This is a genomic window from Crinalium epipsammum PCC 9333, assembly GCF_000317495.1.
In the GTDB taxonomy this organism is placed as follows: Bacteria; Cyanobacteriota; Cyanobacteriia; order Cyanobacteriales; family PCC-9333; genus Crinalium; species Crinalium epipsammum.
Genome location: NC_019753.1, coordinates 4,849,188 through 4,866,418 on the forward strand (window position 1 = coordinate 4,849,188; position 17,231 = coordinate 4,866,418).

Annotated in this window: 9 protein-coding genes and 3 pseudogenes; 3 read left to right on the forward strand and 9 right to left on the reverse strand. The window is 38.8% G+C overall.

Features of this window, described 5'->3' with window-relative positions:
• Positions 1-81: 81 nt before the first annotated feature.
• Positions 82-273 (reverse strand): annotated as a pseudogene (locus CRI9333_RS21070) (FAD-binding protein); the annotation flags it as partial.
• Between the two features lie 332 nt (positions 274-605).
• On the opposite strand from CRI9333_RS21070, the gene CRI9333_RS21075 reads away from it, so the two are divergent.
• Positions 606-2,036, forward strand: coding sequence for a DUF3370 domain-containing protein (locus CRI9333_RS21075; protein ID WP_015205182.1), 1,431 nt, complete (start codon positions 606-608; stop codon positions 2,034-2,036).
• Positions 2,037-2,267: 231 nt separating this feature from the next.
• Positions 2,268-2,636 carry an S-adenosylmethionine decarboxylase family protein gene (locus CRI9333_RS21080; RefSeq protein WP_015205183.1) on the forward strand — a complete coding sequence of 123 codons (369 nt, stop codon included), beginning with the start codon at positions 2,268-2,270 and terminating at the stop codon, positions 2,634-2,636.
• A 31-nt stretch (positions 2,637-2,667) separates the two neighbouring features.
• Here the strand turns inward: CRI9333_RS21080 and CRI9333_RS21085 are convergent, their stop codons facing one another.
• The 4 genes from CRI9333_RS21085 to CRI9333_RS21100 are packed head-to-tail and all read right to left on the reverse strand — an operon-like array spanning position 2,668 to position 6,714.
• Positions 2,668-3,534, reverse strand: a complete 867-nt coding sequence (locus tag CRI9333_RS21085; RefSeq protein ID WP_015205184.1) for a DUF350 domain-containing protein — start codon at positions 3,532-3,534, stop codon at positions 2,668-2,670.
• Positions 3,531-4,595 (reverse strand): lipid II:glycine glycyltransferase FemX, encoded by a 1,065-nt coding sequence (locus CRI9333_RS21090; protein ID WP_015205185.1) that lies wholly within the window; start codon positions 4,593-4,595, stop codon positions 3,531-3,533. Before CRI9333_RS21090 ends, CRI9333_RS21085 begins: the two co-directional genes overlap by 4 nt.
• Complete coding sequence (locus CRI9333_RS21095; RefSeq protein ID WP_015205186.1) at positions 4,585-6,072, reverse strand: spermine/spermidine synthase domain-containing protein; 1,488 nt, start codon at positions 6,070-6,072, stop codon at positions 4,585-4,587. Before CRI9333_RS21095 ends, CRI9333_RS21090 begins: the two co-directional genes overlap by 11 nt.
• Positions 6,073-6,078: 6 nt before the next feature.
• Positions 6,079-6,714: a DUF4178 domain-containing protein gene (locus CRI9333_RS21100; protein ID WP_041226151.1), complete on the reverse strand. Its 636-nt coding sequence runs from the start codon at positions 6,712-6,714 to the stop codon at positions 6,079-6,081.
• Positions 6,715-7,232: 518 nt separating this feature from the next.
• Here CRI9333_RS21100 and CRI9333_RS21105 point away from each other — a divergent pair.
• Positions 7,233-9,221, forward strand: coding sequence for an amylo-alpha-1,6-glucosidase (locus CRI9333_RS21105; protein WP_015205188.1), 1,989 nt, complete (start codon positions 7,233-7,235; stop codon positions 9,219-9,221).
• A 116-nt stretch (positions 9,222-9,337) separates the two neighbouring features.
• On the opposite strand, the gene CRI9333_RS21110 is transcribed toward CRI9333_RS21105, so the two are convergent.
• The 4 genes and pseudogenes from CRI9333_RS21110 to CRI9333_RS21120 form a co-directional block, all read right to left on the reverse strand.
• The gene (locus CRI9333_RS21110; RefSeq protein ID WP_015205189.1) at positions 9,338-9,625 is read right to left on the reverse strand and encodes a hypothetical protein; all 288 of its coding nucleotides are present in this window, start codon (positions 9,623-9,625) and stop codon (positions 9,338-9,340) included.
• Between the two features lie 150 nt (positions 9,626-9,775).
• Positions 9,776-12,427 (reverse strand): MBL fold metallo-hydrolase, encoded by a 2,652-nt coding sequence (locus CRI9333_RS21115; protein ID WP_390370116.1) that lies wholly within the window; start codon positions 12,425-12,427, stop codon positions 9,776-9,778.
• 430 nt (positions 12,428-12,857) lie between these two features.
• Positions 12,858-14,178: pseudogene (locus tag CRI9333_RS27925) on the reverse strand (WD40 repeat domain-containing protein); the annotation flags it as partial.
• Positions 14,179-14,535: 357 nt separating this feature from the next.
• Positions 14,536-17,169, reverse strand: a pseudogene (locus tag CRI9333_RS21120) (nSTAND1 domain-containing NTPase); the annotation flags it as partial.
• Between the last annotated feature and the right edge of the window lie 62 nt (positions 17,170-17,231).

Sequence of the window (17,231 nt, forward strand, 5' to 3'; positions counted from 1 at the left end):
CCTAACTAGCTTAGAAGAATGATGTATACGTTTATGTATACGTTTATGTATAACTTAAATACTCTTTACAATGGTGGTCTATTGCTCTGGGGTAGAATTACCAGGAATGACGGCTGTATTGACACCATCCATACTCATTGCGATCGCCCCACTGTGACGGATATTCGCTTTTTCTAAAATCAGCACCTCTGTGTCAGGATTTGCCTGTTTTGCCTTGATAGCTGCCATCGTTCCAGCAGTACCACCACCGATGACTAAAACATTGGTCTTCATCCATTGAGTATCCACTTCAGAACCCCTCTTAATTTGCCAAAACTTTAAGAAATTTGTCCTGAAAAATCACTTAAAACTCTTTTGTGATTACTTAATTTAAAAAAAACAAATCAAAATTAACAAGTTTTTTTTGAAGAAACACTAGCATTTATTCAGATGTTTCATCATTCAACAAAAAAATATTGGCTGATAATTAATTATGTGGGTCTTGATAATTCAAATTGAAGTGCGGAATGTGGGATACGCTGATGAAGTATCAAACTAAACCCGTTTGTAGTGAGAACTAAAGTTTTAACTATAAACATCAATATAATTTAAACAACTGCATTAGCATGACGAAAAAACGCCCAATTTTTTATCTAAGTATCCTGACTATTTTTGGTATAAGTGGCTACGGGTTATTTGTGTACCTTAATTCTCTTGAACCTTTAGCTATAGCCCAGGACAACGCACCAGTACCAAAACCAACACCAGAGATTATAGTACAAGACCATGCTGTGCGACCTTTACCTGGGCAATTGGATTCAATTCCTATGTTTAATAGTAATAGTCCAGAATGGTTGAAAAATGAAGGGATTTTATTATCTACTTTTCCTGACACTGGAAAATCTTCTCCCCAAGCACACCTCAATTTTCCTTTCCAAGGAAGATTTGATTTATTTGTTCACCATCAAACTATCAATCCGCCCAATCTCAAAACTTTTTATTTAGGAGTAATTTTACATAATCCCAGTTCGCGGTCTGTAACAGTCAACGTTTTGCAAGCAGCGAGTTATTTAACTCAAGATTCAACCTATATTAAGTTACCGTACTATGTCGAAAATTCTAATAACACCGTTTATGCTGGCCCTGGAGATCGCGCAGTGCATGATGTTCTCCAAGGTAAGAGACAAGCAGATTTTCCATCTTTAATAATTATTCCGCCCCGTCAAAGTCGGATGTTAATGAATCTTCCTATGCCCGTGCGAGATGTGGAAAAGAAACAAAATGGTCGTTCTACTTTGATGCGACTTCGTAGTAGTGGTAAAGTTTACACTGCTAGTTTAGCTATGTTTGCAAAAGTAAACTCTGATGGTACGGAACGCGCTCCCAATTTAACAGAATGGCAAACACTTTTAAATACTGGTTCTTTAGCGACTCCGCGAGATAAAGTTCCTACTCCGCCAGAGCAAATTGGCGGTCAATTAATTTACAGTCGTGTTGCTGGCGTGGCGCAGGGTTCAAGATGGAATGCTGTCTTAGTTGATCCTCCCAATGCTAATGATTTTACTATCTCTCAACCAGGCCTCGCTGTATCTTATGCGATCGCCACTTTGCGGAGTGGCACTTTAGGAACTAATCAAAATCAATCGGCAAAAATGCTAGTACGATACCCAGATACAGCTTATGAATCTCATGGGAATTATGGTGTCGAATACAATATTAATTTACCTCTAAAAAATCCAACTAAGCAAACGCAAACGGTGAGTTTAACTTTGTCAACGCCATTAAAAGAAGAACGGTTAAGTCGGGGGGGTTTAATTTTCCGCAACCCATCTTTTGGTTTTCCCTGGTTTCGAGGTAGTGTGAGGTTGCGATATAAAAACGACCAAGGGCAACAAGTAAATCGCTACGTGCATTTATGGCAACCAAGGGGTCAGATCTTAGAACCTTTAGTAAAATTGAATATGACAGCAGGCGATCGCAAAAATGTACAGCTAGATTTTATTTATCCTCCCGATTCTACCCCGCCGCAAGTTCTCACCATCAGAACTACCGACTAGGGAAATAAGGAGCGCACGCTTAGTCTAGATGTTACCCATAGCCGTAGAGAAAATTTCTGTCTTGTTGGAAAGATGGGAAAAATGAAATTGCCATCAAGAATAAATTCAAGCAAAATGAACTTTTTTTATTGCTGATGGCACTCGCTTCTTTAATGACTTTTTAACATCAAGATTAACTGTATTAATAAATCAAGAAAAGTACAAATAACGAGAAACAAAAAATAAGATAAAGTGACAGTCGTAATTATTTCTCATCATTTATCAGCAATATTGACAATATCTGATGCTGTGTTAAATTTATCTCAACAAGATTTTATCAGCTTATTAAGGAATGCTGCTTTAAGCGCAAATATGCAGCCAATGGGTGAAGTATCTGTAGAATTTCAGCCACAAGGAATATCCGCCGTTATCTTACTATCAGAATCTCATGTAGCTTTACATTTGTGGCCTGAACATAAAAAAATTTGTATTGATATTCATGTTTGTGATTATCAAGAAAATAATTTAATAAAAGCCCAAAACTTAGCTAATCTACTTACCCTTAAACTAAGTGCAAATAATGAGCAAGAAAAATGGCATTATTTAAAAATAATGGGTTAAGTTTATTTAATTTTCCTCAACTTTGATATGATTAAAACGCCCAAGCAATTAAAAAAGAAGCAGCAATATAAGCAAATGCTTCAATTAAACCAGCACCTAAATTGGGTACTTCTTGATGTACAATCTCATCAGAAATTTTAACTCCTGGCACTAATAATAAATCTGCTAGCCAGCGAATAATTACTAATGATCCTAAGCAAAATAGTAGCGTTAATCCATATTGAGTAAAACTGGTAAACCAGTCTTGAAAATCTGGACTAAAAGCTACACGGGCAATATTACCTGTACCAATTAATAAACCTGCTAATGCTACTCCCGCAGCCGCATTATTACGCTGTGCAATTTCGTTAAAGACATTATAAGCAATAACACGCGGGTAAATATGACTAACTAAAACTAATACAGCTAATCCAATCAGCCAACATACTAATCCAACCAACCAACCGCCGCTATCTCCGGCTAAGGCAGCATTAATAATTAAGCCGTTAGCAATGTGATTTCCGGCTTCAACAGCAGCAGCGCCAACATTACGTTCTTCTAATACTTCTCTAGCTGTGTCACAGTGGCGTAAAATTAGGCGATCGCCTATCCATGCACCTGCTAACATAAATAAAATTACTGTTGCGCCATAACTTGCTAAATTAAGTAATTTTTCCTGCCATGTGTCCGCAGGTTGACCTAAAACACCACCTAAAGCAATCACAATTCCTAGATAATAACCTACCAAAGAAATAGCTACGGCGGGATTATCTTTGACAAATAATTCTACATTTAAGTTTATCCGACGAAATAACTTTTGGTAAGCTAGTTGCCCTAGCCAAAACAAACCAAAACCTACAGTTATTTCTAAAATAATTACCCCTGATTGTATTAATCCATTATATAACCATTGGCTCATGTCTCATTTCCTCCAATATTTTTAAATAAATTAATTAAAGTATCTGCTAGTTGGTCATAAAAAAAGTAATCCTGTGCGCCAATAGTAGTAACAGGTATTCCTCCAAATTGGCTTTTAAATTGAGAAAATTTAGCATAGCTATGTTTGGGTTCACGAGTAAAACCATACAAATCGTAAATAGTACAACCTCGCTGTTTTGCTTGTTGCATTGCTGCCCAATGTAAAGCGTAGGTTGCCCTAACTTGCGGGTGTTCAAAACTACGTCCACCATAAAGGTAAGTAGCGCGGTTTCCACAATAAACTACTAAAATTGCTGCTAATATTTCCCCTTGCCATTTAGCTAAACCTATCTCTGCCATATTTGCTTGAAATAAGGTTTGGCAAAGGTTAATAAAAAAGCAGTATGGTTCACCAAAAAATTGTTGTCGTTTTACTGTTTCCCAAAAAATATCGTAAAATACTGGAATAGCTTGCGGATTAGTTGTAAATTCCGTTTCTACGCCATAGCGCCAACTCAGTCGCAAGTTATAGCGCCCTTTTTGCTTCATAGCAGCTAACATTTCTGCTTCAGAAACTTCTAAATCAATTAGGAGAGTTTCTGAGGGTAATAAATCAACAGGCGCACGTACAAAATTTGATAAGTAATCCGGTTTTTTAGTCCATAATGGTTCTATCCGTAATGCTATAGCACCTAATTTTTTAGCTAACTCCTCTGCTTTTCTCAGTAATAACTGCATACCTGATTCCAAGTATGGTGGCGTTAAAATTGGCGCTCCAGGTGCTATTAATAAATTAGCTTGACTTGCATGAGTATAGAAATAAAAAATAGCTCCACCAACTAGAGTGTTATCAGCAAATAAACCATATCTAAAAGTTTGATACCCTTCTAATTCTTTAAAATCTCCCCACGCCCAAGACTGCATAAAGCAATTAGTTGGTAGCGATTGCACTAAAGAGTCCCATAAACATTTTTCAGCCAGATTTAACTGCCGAATTATTAATGAAGTATTTAGCTGATCTTGATCGCAACTTAATTTTATATTGGTGATATTATTCATCATTTGAGTTAGTCCAATCTATAAAGGTTAGACCAAATAAAACTAAAAATAATGAGCCTAGTCCCATAAAACTTAAACCTGTTGATTGTTGAGCGTTTAAAATAATGGGGGTATAATCTGCTTCATAGCTATCACTACTATTACTACTACTACTACTAGAACTGCCATAATATCCTTTACCAAAAACTGCATCTGGAATTACTAAATTTGCCATTATTAATGTAGCTGATAGTAGCAGTAAAAATTGGCTGGTACTGCTAGAAAGATTTGATATCGGTTCACCTGAGCGAATTTTATGAGATAATTGCTTTAATTCAGCAGCAATATGGGGCGGTAGCTCTTGCGCTCTTGATAATAAACTATTTAGTAAACGTTGTAAGTCTATTTCTCCTAATAATCGCTTGATATAAGCTAACCATTCTGTCCGCATCTGGGGGCTATGGTAGCGATGTTGAATTGGGATAAGTTTATTAATATCTATAGAGTTAGTTGATGTTCTATTTGCTGAGTTAAATTGTTCCAGCCAAGCTTGAGCAGTTGATTCTAATTCTAACCAATCTCTTGTGCCTATCTTGCCGTTTCCTTGCTCTTGAATATCGAGAAAATTAACTTCTGCATTTAACTCAGTCGGAGCATTTTCTGCGATAATTGAGGTGGAATTAAGGAGATAATAAAATAGTTGCGGGCATTTTAATGAGTGAATATTTACATGATGACGCAGATTCGCGATCGCACTATCAAATTTAAACGCAGATAGCAATTCTTCAATATTCAAAACTTGTAAATTATCGGGTAAATCTATACTTGATAGTTCTGCTTTACTTATTGCTGTTTGCGATGCTAAAAAAAAGCCCCAATTGCCATAACCGTTATGACGAAATGAAGGAATAGATAATTGTAAAGGCTTGGCAATTAATCCCGATGCTAATATAGTTTGATATAAGCACCAAAAGCCAGTAGCCCGATTTTCAGGGGAAACGCCATTAGTAGCAACAATTCCGCCTGATTGCACTGCTAAATTAACATTTTGAAACCATTCCTGACTATAAATTTTAGTATCTTCTGCGCGAGTAGGATAGGTGAAATCACAAATAACTGCGTGATAAGAACTTGATGGTACTTCTGAGATAAAATCAAAAGCATCTTGCAGATAAATTGTAAGTTTATCACTTTCTAAACTCCCAGCATTGTAAGGTTCAAAGGTTGTTTTACCTAATTCAATAACTTCGTGGCTGTAATCAACTAAATCAATATGACTGACTTGCGAAAATCTCAATACTTCTCTGGCTGCTAAACCGTCACCACCACCACAAATTAAAACTTTTAAATTTTGATTAGGAAATCTTTCTATAGCTAATGTCAGTGCCGGAATAACGAGATATTCATGATATATAGCTTCGTCAGCAGTATCAAATTGCAAATCGCCATTGATATAAAAAGCGATGCCATTAATATGCTGTTCAATAAATAAAGATGCCATATTTTTCTATCCAAAAATCAACATTGAACATCCCACAAGTAATAAAAGTAAACCTGCTGTTCCTAATGACACTCGTAAGGCGCGTAGCCACCAAGAATTTTGGAGATTTTTATGAGCTATAGAAAATGCTTTTATGTTTACAAGCTTAGTAGAATAAATGTGCAAGTCACCATTTTGCCATGCTTCTAAAGCTAGGTTGGCTTCATGTGTCGTATCCCAATAATCCCAAGTAATACGCGAAGTTTCATCCTTACCCTCTTCATAAGTTCCTTTAGTGCCTGACTCAAAAAAATAGACTTTCCCAAACATTTTTAATTCTGGGTAAGGCATTTCTTGATGCTGCATATCGTGCCATAGCTGGTTAGTAATGTTATTTTGAGAATCGGGTAGGTAAATTTTAGCGTTCTTAATTGGCTCTGCTAGATACCAATTCACTGCCGACTCAGGATTTTGAGGATCAATTTCTCGCAACAAATAGTATTTTTTACGAGCCTCCCATTGCAATAACCATTCTTCTGTTTCATAACCATAGCGGTCTTTATAGGTGTTATATTCTATAACACGCCATTCGATGCCGTGATAATTGAGGCGATCGCCTGGACGTAAACTCCGCAATTTACCTTCATAATTCATAGATGGCATAGAAAATAATTAATTTTTAATTATTTTTTTATAACTCCCTGCGACATAATCTGATCAAGTTGTACTGGCGATCGCAGGGAATATATAGTATTAAACCCTATATTTCAGAATTTGACTGTAAAGAAATTTAAATTATTTTATAGCGTTGCCCAGTCAGATGAATATTTTGTAAAATTGTTTATTGACGAATATGAATCAACCGAGGAACTGGGAACAGCGATGATCGGCGGTATCTTATTTACGTTTATTCACGAATTATGACACGCTTTAATAGATGTTTTAGAGTTATTTAATTTTACCAAAATTAATCTTTTAGAAAAGCTTTAGAAGGTTAAATTAACCATTTTTTCTAGGGGATTAAAGAACGAGTATTAAGCCTTAAAGTTATAATTCAGTTAGCGAACTGACAAGCCAGCGCTTGCGTTATAGCCCTTAGTTACTGCGTAGATAGTTCCAAGGCACTACAAACGTGCCAATCACTCCACACACCAATATTGGTGAGATGATTAGGTAGATTTATGAGCATCAACTTTGGACGTGAAATTTGTGGAAATCTTGATGCAGCAGAGTCGCGTGAGTGGTTAGTAACCAATGGTCTCGGCAGCTATGCTTCAGGTACAGTAGCAGGTGTATTAACACGGGGTTATCACGGTTTACTTGTGGCTGCACTGCAACCACCGTTGCAGCGAACCTTATTATTAGCAAAGCTAGACGAAACAGCAGAGTATGAAGGGAACTCTTATCCACTGTTTGCCAATCGTTGGTCAAATGGCATTGCTCCTGAAGGTTACCGTAATATCGAAAGTTTTTATTTGGAAGGAACAGTACCTGTCTGGAACTTTGCTTGTGGAGGTGCTTTATTAGAGAAACGTATCTGGATGCAGCCTGGATCTGATACGACATACATTCATTATTACTTGCGGCGAGCCAAGCGATCGCTTAAATTATCAATCAAGGCATTTGTTAATTACCGCGATTATCACAGCAGAACCCACGCTCAAGAAGGGTCTGCCAAGGATTGGCGCATGAATGTAACCGCGATTGAGCATGGAATTGGTGTCACAGTGTTTCCAGAAGCACAACCTTTATACTTGTTGACAGATAGCGGCACTGCCTCACTTAATAACGAATGGTACTACGGATTTGAACTTGCAGCCGAAAAGGAACGGGGACTCAACGATATAGACGATCATCTTCACCCAGCAACTTTTGAAGCCACACTGGAGCCTGGAAGCTCATTTACTTTTGTGGCTAGTAGGCAGCAAAATCCTAATTTGAACGGTGCATTAGCCTTAGATTTACGTCACCAGTACGAGCAAAAGCTAATCGCAGATTGGCAAGCTAAACGATCGCCACAAGCACCTCAAGCTCCTGATTGGGTGCAGCAACTTGTCCTCGCTAGCGATCAGTTTATTGTTGAGCGACAAGACGGAAAAACTATTATCGCTGGTTATCCCTGGTTTACTGATTGGGGTCGCGATACCATGATTAGTCTACCTGGTCTAACTCTTGCCACTAATCGTCCCCAAATTGCAGAGTCCATTCTTCGTACTTTTGGCAAATATATCAGTCAAGGAATGTTGCCCAATCGTTTCCCCGACGATAATCAGCCACCCACAGAAGATTACTACAATACAGTGGATGCAACACTGTGGTATTTTGAAGCCATCCGCCTTTACGTTGCTACGACTGGTGATGACAAGCTATTAGCAGATTTATTTCCCAAGCTGGCGGAGATTGTAGAATTCCACCGTCAAGGAACACGCTACAATATTCACCTCGATCCCAGTGATGGATTGCTTTATGCAGGGCAAAAAGGAGTGCAGCTAACTTGGATGGATGCCAAAGTCGGTGATTGGGTGGTTACTCCTCGCATTGGCAAGCCTATAGAAGTGAATGCCCTTTGGTATAACGCTTTGCGAACAATGTCCCAGTTCGCCCAAAAATTAGGCAAACCCGATCAAGACTACAATGCAATGGCTGATGCCACACAACTTGGTTTTAGTCGTTTCTGGAATGATGCCAAGGGATACTGTTTTGATGTTTTAGACGCGCCAAATGGTAACGATGCTTCTTTACGACCAAATCAAATCTTCGCTGTATCCTTAAAAGAAAGTCCCCTCAATCTTGAACAACAACGGCAAGTAGTAGAAGCGTGTGAGCGATCGCTTTTAACTTCTCACGGATTGCGTAGTCTTGCACCTGACGATCCACAATATATCGCTCATTATGGAGGAGATCAACTTCATCGTGATGCCGCCTATCACCAAGGAACCGTTTGGCAATGGTTAATTGGTTCGTTTGTCCTAGCTCATTTGCGTGTGTTCAACAACCCATCCGTTGCTCGTCAATTTCTAGAACCGATGCAACATCACCTCTACGCGGCTGGAATTGGAACTATTAGTGAAATATCTCATGGTGATGCACCAATGGAACCAAAGGGTTGTATTGCTCAAGCTTGGTCAGTTGCAGAAGTACTCCGCGCTTGGCTGGCTACGGAAAGATAATTTAGGCTATCTTTTATCAAAACAAGTGCAAGGGTAGATATTTGGAATATGTTGCACTATCTTTGGGAAGATGATCTTTTAAGTTTAATAAATACTGAATGTATAAGCGGCGATCGCTATTTAATGGCAGTCAAGTAGATTTTTGAAGATAGTACACCAATAAGCACAACGAAACCTAACGCTCTGCGAAAATAATTAACACCTTCAAATAATTCCTGCCACGCCCAAGTGAACAAGGAACCAAAAGCTAATGCGTCTAATCCAATATTAACTTTGCCAGTTGTAAAAATTAGCTCAAGTAAGCTAGCTACACCCCAGATAATCAAAGGTAAGTTTGGTGGCTGTGCTATAACAATATTGCCATCAGCATCGCGGAAGATTTTATCAACTACTGTATTTTCCATTGTTTCAAATTTACTTTGTCTAGTAGTTTAACATTGCCTGATCATAACTTATTAGTTAATCGCTATTTAGCAATTAAGCAAGTTCCATAATTTTTTTGGTTGCTACTTGTTTCATAGGGCGATCGCCCCAAACATTTTAAACCGGAAAATTTAATCTAAGTCATCGTAGTTTTCATCTAAATCCTGCCCAAATGAAATCAAACCTTGCTCAAATTCCGGCTGGCGTTGAAACTCCAAACATTTACCACGAGGATCTACTTGCTTAGAAAATAAAGAACTTTCAGAGGACTGACAAATTTTATCATTAAAGAATTGGCACACCGCACAACAATCTTCACCACTAGCCCTTGCGGACGAGATAGCTGTTTCAAGGGCTGAGACTGCACTCAAAGTCAATCGTCCACCACTCCACTTAGCTTTTAACACACCCGTCGCACTCAAATTTTCCCACCTGGGATCTGTTAATACTGACTCTGGAATGCGTATCCATGCACCTTCAACTTCCGCCTCAACCGTCACCTCAAACTCTTGAGTATTTTCGATCTTACTTAACTGACGATTACTTACTTGTTCGGGTACAGCACCATACTCAATTTCTTCACCAACTGCGGGAATATGAATGAAATATTTATCCCTCAAATCTCCCGTGTGGGAAAGTTCATGCAACGCATCCATCGAGCCATGAATTAAAATCAGATGTTTGGGATTGACTCGATGAATAACTTGCGTCAAGCCAACCTTATCAGCATGGGCTGAAAGATTAAACCGCCTGACAGTAGCACGGACTATTAATTTTTTACCTTCGATTTCAACTTCATCCTCTTTCTGTAACCCCTGTAGAAAACGACCAGGAGACTCTTCATCGGTATAACCAGAGATAAATATCGCCGCATTATCTCTTTCTAATAATGCTTGACCATAGTAAACACTAGCTCCACCACTAAGCATTCCCGAACTAGCAATAATTACAGAAGGTTTGGCTATTGCTAATGGACGCTCTCTAGGATGACCAATTGGTATAATCGGCGGTTTACCATTGGGGTCAAAAAAAGGTTCTTGCTGAAGAGCAAAGTTCTGTACACTTCCAGGTAGGAAATCTAGATGGTCTCGAAAAACATCCGTAACTGCCCTGACTAAACCATCTATATAGACAGGAATTTTCAACTTATGGAATAAGGCACTGGTGCGAATTGCTAAAATGATTTCCTGGGCGCGTCCTAAAGCAAAAGCTGGAATTAGGACATTACCGCCAGAAGACACAACTTCTGCAACAGCTTGTAACAATTCGGTTTCTTGAGCTTTTCTAGATGGGTGAGTATCTGCACCATAAGTTGATTCAGTAATTAAAATATCAGCTTGGGGCAAATCAGCAAGTCTTAACCCGTCGGTAGTTCTACTATTAGTAGTGTTGTAATCTCCAGTATATAAAAGGCTTCTCTCTCCATATCTGATATAAACACAAGCTGCACCAACAATATGCCCTGCGTGGATAAACCGTACTTTTAATCCAGGTAGTGGCTCAAAATCTTTACCTACTGGCTGAGTTTGCAGTTGGAATAATGTTTGGTCTAAATCAATTTCATCAAATAGTTGCTCAAAATCTTCATTGGATTGCTGTACTTTTAAACAATCAGTGAGCATGACATGAGCAATTTCCCTAGTTCCCGCAGTACAAATCATGGGAGTCGCAGGGAAACGTTGATGAAATACAGGCAATGCACCAATATGATCTTGATGGGCGTGGGTAATTAAGATCAGGTTAGGATTTTTTAAATGTTCAAATGCTGGTAAAGGGTTACTACCTTTTGGTCTAGTACCAGCATCAAGGACAATTTCATAAGGACCAATTAATACTCGAAAACAACTTGCACCGATACTTCTCGCAGCGCCTAATGGTGTGACAATTAGGCGATTTTTGTCTTTGTAGTCTGTATCGGTTCCAGCTTCTAAATCAGCATCTTCTACATGATTAAGCTGATTATTAAACCATAGTACTTGGGCAACTTCCGTGTAAGGATTTACTTGAATCCTGGCTCTCAAGGCTTTTTGGGAATCCTGGCGCGATTTTAGAGCATTTGAATCGGACAAGACTGCTTCCCATTCCCACAGTTTACCTCGCTGTATAGGGGAGGAAAAAACCCATTGAGTTTGATGAGTTTGAGCAATTACAGTAAGTTTAGCAATTGCTAAAAGTCGTGCTGTTGTTTCTTGAAATGTTTCTGTAACTACCCTAGATGTTGATGGTTGTTCTTCTTTTGTATTGCTGTGGACAATGCGTTTAACTGTTTCAATGACTGGGGCTGGGCTGGATGGTTTTAGAGAATCAGCAGATGGGGATTTTGTAGAAGTAGTTACTTCCTGTGATTCTGCCTGTGTAATATAGAGATAGTTTTCCCGTACAACGGCACTTACTCGCCACAACTCACCTGATTTCATTTCTGGGAGTGCTGATAGTAAGGTAATTTTCAGGTCTTTTTGACCAACAAATGACACTTTGAACAATACTTGAGTATTGCGTTTGCTAACTTGAATTACCCTACCTGTGAACCAACAGCCTTGTGGTTGATCATTTACAGGTTCATAACCCAAGATACGCACTCCTGATATTTGTGCTGTAGAATCAGTTGCAGGTAAAACGTACCATCGTTGTATACCTGTAGGTAATGGAAAGCTGGGATGAGGATTAACGCGCAAACAGGTGTCTTCTAAGATAGCGATCGCAACACTCGTATCTGCTTGGGTGACAATTTGCCCTGTCACTGTCATAGTGAATATTTCAGACACTTGCTTTTCCATCAACATTGTTTCAGGCACTGGTTTTTTATACTCAATCACTAATTGATGTACTTTGGGCTGAATCTAACTATGATTTGATTGTGGCAGGGACACGGATGTTATGGGGTAAAAAGTTGGCTCTTCCGTACGAAGGTTTGATCTCATTCAACCTTCAATTTAACCGATGAAACTTGGGATGGAGGTGCGATCGCATCGTTATCGCAGTCGGCATTAGAAAACAAAATAATTCAGCACACCTTCGTACGGAAGAACCCAATTTATCAGGAACTTAGGCAAGCCTATTCTAACTTATTATGGTTAATCGACCGAACTTGATATGACGCTTCATAGTCCCCCTTTTTAAGAGGAAAGAATCCCATCAAAGTCCCCCTTATTAAGGGGGATTTAGGGGGATCTCACCGACAGAAACAAAGCCAATAAAGTTTGAAAACACAGCCTAGAAAGTGGAGTCACACACCCGCCTATCTTCCTCACTCACATTTGGATTAGTCTTCAAATAATCCCGTATCCAACTGCAACCGCGCACCAATAAATCATCTAAATCAAAATTCCACAGTTTCACCGTATTGTCCCAACTTGCCGAAGCAAGAGTTTTACCGTCAGGACTGAAACTCACACTATATACCGCAGATTCATGCCCAATGAAAGTAGTAATTAAACTGCCATCAGTGCGCCACAGTTTCACCGTCTTGTCGTAACTTGCCGAAGCAAGAGTTTGACCGTCAGGACTGAAAGTGACACTCCATACCGCAGATTCATGCCCAATGAAAGTAGTAATTAAACTGCCATCTGTGCGCCATAGTTTCACCGTGTTGTCGTCACTTGCCGAAGCAAGAGTTTGACCGTCAGGACTGAAAGTGACACTCCATACCGCAGATTCATGCCCAATGAAAGTAGTAATTAAACTGCCATCTGTGCGCCACAGTTTCACCGTCTTGTCGTCACTTGCCGAAGCAAGAGTTTGACCGTCAGGACTGAAACTCACACCATTTACCGCAGATTCATGCCCAATGAAAGTAGTAATTAAACTGCCATCTGTGCGCCACAGTTTCACCGTCTTGTCGTAACTTGCCGAAGCAAGAGTTTGACCGTCAGGACTGAAAGTGACACTCCATACCGCAGATTCATGCCCAATGAAAGTAGTAATTAAACTGCCATCTGTGCGCCACAGTTTCACCGTTTTGTCGTCACTTGCCGAAGCAAGAGTTTGACCGTCAGGACTGAAAGTGACACTCCATACCGCAGATTCATGCCCAATGAAAGTAGTAATTAAACTGCCATCTGTGCGCCACAGTTTCACCGTTTTGTCGTCACTTGCCGAAGTAAGAGTTTGACCGTCAGGACTGAAACTCACACCCCTTACCGCAGATTCATGCCCCAATGAAAGTAGTAATTAACCTGCCATCTGTGCGCCACAGTTTCACCGTCTTGTCGTCACTTGCCGAAGCAAGAGTTTGACCGTCAGGACTGAAACTCACACTATATACCTCAGATTCATGCCCAATGAAAGTAGTAATTAAACTGCCATCTGTGCGCCACAGTTTCACCGTTTTGTCTCTACTTGCCGAAGCAAGAGTTTGACCATCAGGACTGAAACTCACACTCCTTACCCAATCTTCATGCCCAATGAAAGTAGTAATTAACCTGCCATCTGTGCGCCACAGTTTCACCGTTTTGTCTCTACTTGCCGAAGCAAGAGTTTGACCGTCAGGACTGAAACTCACACTATTTACCCCATTTTCATGCCCTTGTAAGCTGTTACGTTCTTTCATCGCAGCAAAGATGCTATTTAACCTAGCAGTAATTTCTAACTGCTTTTCATTTGGTATAGAAATTGCTGCTTTTATTGCTTGCAGTTGTTTTCCAGCTTTAATAACTTTCAATAGCGGTTGTAGTTGCCCTTTATTGGCAGTAAATTCTAATTCTGCCGAAGCGCTCAAAGCATCGCTGAAATTTAATGCCTTGAGCATTTTTTGGTGGTTGGTATTGCGTAGTTGTTCTTTTAAAATTTCATCTAACTTCGCTTCCGTCGCTTTCCGTGCCTCTCGTTCATTTTCCAGTTCAGCAACTAAGTCTACGCTTCGTTGCTGGCGAATAAAAGCTACTAAATAATCGTGAATTAGTTGATAACGGTCAGCCGGAGATTGGGGAATTAAAGATACTAATCCTGATTGAACTAAAATTTCTAGCACTAACTCTAATTTATTTGCTTCCTGGTCTAAAGCAGCAGCTAATTCAACTTTTGTCTTAGGCGGTCGCGTGTTATTTTCATCAGTTAAAAAGTATAATAATAACTCGGCAACTCGTTTATTTTCTTGACCACAATCTTGAATAACACTATTTAAAAATCGCTCAATCAGTTTTTGTTTATTCCCAATTTCCTGATATTGTCGCAGCCTAGAAATACCTTCTGTTTGCAGTTGCATTCCGACTACCTGCAATTCAATCGGACGCACCTCTTTTAACTCTCCTGCTAAATCAGCTACCAAAGCATCAATTAATCCAGGTTCCATGTAAAAAGATCGTGCAGTTAAATCCTCAATTACTCGTTGAGCTTGTGCAGGCGAAAAATTTCCAAAATAGTAACGAATTTCCTTATTAAGAATATCGTTTTGAGTAACTTGTAAAGTAGTCAACCGATCCGCTTCTAATAATAAATGTAAATAATCCTCTCGTAATGATAAAATTACCTTGACATAACCAATATCAATCCGATCTAAACATAAATGCAAAAATTCCCAAAACTTTCTTCTCTCTAATGGGTTAGGGCAATTAAAGAAGAACTCCTCAAACTGGTCAAAAATTAAAATTGTTAAGAAATTGCGCTCAATATTTAATTGCAACTGCTCAATAATACCTGCAACTTTGTCTGGTATAGCAACTAAATCAATATCTTTAACTTGTTTAATTGCTGCTGCTAAACAGCTTCCTACTTCCTGCGCCCAATCATTATAATTTCGCAGTATAACAGGCAAAGGAGTACGTGAATCAATAGTTACTTCTTGATATAATGCAGGTACTAATCCCGCCGTGAGCAAAGAGCTTTTTCCCACTCCCGACAACCCATGAATAACAATTAACTTTTGGTCATCACGGCTGATTTTTGCAACTAAGTTATCAACATCTGGTTTGCGTCCCGAAGCTTCAATTTCTTGGGCAACTTTCCCTAGCTGAAACTGCTTATTTTCTGGATTTTTAGCTTTAGATGTACCAACTGAAACAAAAGCAGGATTGATCACTTGTCTTTGAGACTTTAACCGTCCCGCACCAATAAAAGCACGGAATCCATACTGTTGTTCTAGGGAATTTTTCTCAGATTTAATATTAAATGCTTCTAAGTAATGATGTTGTTGAAAATGTACACATCGTAATTCTTCTAATATCTGGATATAAAGCTGTGGATTGTAAGAAATATTGCATTTATCTTGAGCAATTTCTAAATTGGATTCTGCTGCTGATAATTGCTCTAAATACCGTTGAATTTTGGCTAATAATAAACGATACCAACTTTCATAGTGTGATTGTAACCAGCTTAAATCAGGATCTATATCGCCCCTACCTTCCTGAGAAAGAGGGGTTGATTGTTGCTGATTGATTTCTAATGCTGTTTCTGCATATTTTTGAGCTTCATTCCAGTGAGATTTAGCAATAGCGATCTCAGCTAATAATCCATAAGCATAACTGAGTTTGAGGGAATGAGGATATGTTTGGTATAAATCAACCGCTTTGTTGGCTATTTGTTCTAATTCATCCCATGCTTGAAGTTGTTTTAAAGTTTCTCCACAAGCGTTAATAAATTTAGCGACTAAATCAAGGCGATTTGCTTGTTCTAATACTCGCAAACAGCGTAAATAATAAATTCTAGCTTTTTGATAAGCTTTTGTTTCTTTCGCTCGATGTAAAACTGCATATCTGCGCCACCATAAACCTAAATAGCATAGCAAACCAGCTTGTCGTTCAAGATACTTTTGATGGTCAGATTCTATTAAAATACTACCTGGAGATTTCTGAGTTTTGCCTTGCCAAAATACTAAACTTTGAATATATAATAGTCGTGATTTATCCATATCATTATTCAGATAAGCTTCACGACCCAAAATAAATCGCTGACTCGCTTCTAATTCTGGCAGATATTCCCCCCGACTCTGCAATTCTTCTAAAGCTAGTTCCAATTCAACTCGTTGGCAATTAAAATTATCTTGCTCAATAAATCTATATTGGTGAGGATCTAAAACTTGAGCAAATAATTCTTCTGCCTGTTGTTGCAGCAAATCAATTAACTGATTAGTAGTAAAATTAAACTTAATTGGTACACCTGCCCAACTATATAAATCTGGTGCTAACCTAATCAATTTAGTCAGAATCTCATCATTAACGCACCACACCAAAGGAAAGCTAAAATTATAGCGAAACTTATCCCGCGCTTGATTAGTGACACTTAACAAATCATCGATCGCACTTACAGACTCTAACCCCAAAACGATGACGGCATTTGGGCGATCTTCCCCAACTTCTGCCGCTATAATTGCATCAAGCTTATTTGCAGATTGAGGTAAAAATATCTCTCGAATATCACCTAAATTTTGTGACTGCAACTGCCCTAAAATCTGCGATCGCAAATCAGCATAGTTGCACTGTACTAAAATTAAAGTAAATCTGCCTTGAGAAATAGCGATCGCCCGCGCTAATGTTTTAAGCGATCGCGCATTTTTTATCTGTATTTCTTTTGGCTGTTGAGATTCATTCATAACTCAAAAAAGTATATTTTTAGTTAGCGATTCAGCGCCAATATTGAATAACGCTAAAGCAC

Bases quoted from the DNA above. Each gene is read 5' to 3' on its own strand.
- CRI9333_RS21075 (WP_015205182.1), top strand. From the start codon at position 606: ATGACGAAAAAACGCCCAATTTTTTATCTAAGTATCCTGACTATTTTT.
- CRI9333_RS21085 (WP_015205184.1), bottom strand. From the start codon at position 3,534: ATGAGCCAATGGTTATATAATGGATTAATACAATCAGGGGTAATTATT.
- CRI9333_RS21090 (WP_015205185.1), bottom strand. From the start codon at position 4,595: ATGATGAATAATATCACCAATATAAAATTAAGTTGCGATCAAGATCAG.
- CRI9333_RS21095 (WP_015205186.1), bottom strand. From the start codon at position 6,072: ATGGCATCTTTATTTATTGAACAGCATATTAATGGCATCGCTTTTTAT.
- CRI9333_RS21100 (WP_041226151.1), bottom strand. From the start codon at position 6,714: ATGCCATCTATGAATTATGAAGGTAAATTGCGGAGTTTACGTCCAGGC.
- CRI9333_RS21105 (WP_015205188.1), top strand. From the start codon at position 7,233: ATGAGCATCAACTTTGGACGTGAAATTTGTGGAAATCTTGATGCAGCA.
- CRI9333_RS21110 (WP_015205189.1), bottom strand. From the start codon at position 9,625: ATGGAAAATACAGTAGTTGATAAAATCTTCCGCGATGCTGATGGCAAT.
- CRI9333_RS21115 (WP_390370116.1), bottom strand. From the start codon at position 12,427: ATGTTGATGGAAAAGCAAGTGTCTGAAATATTCACTATGACAGTGACA.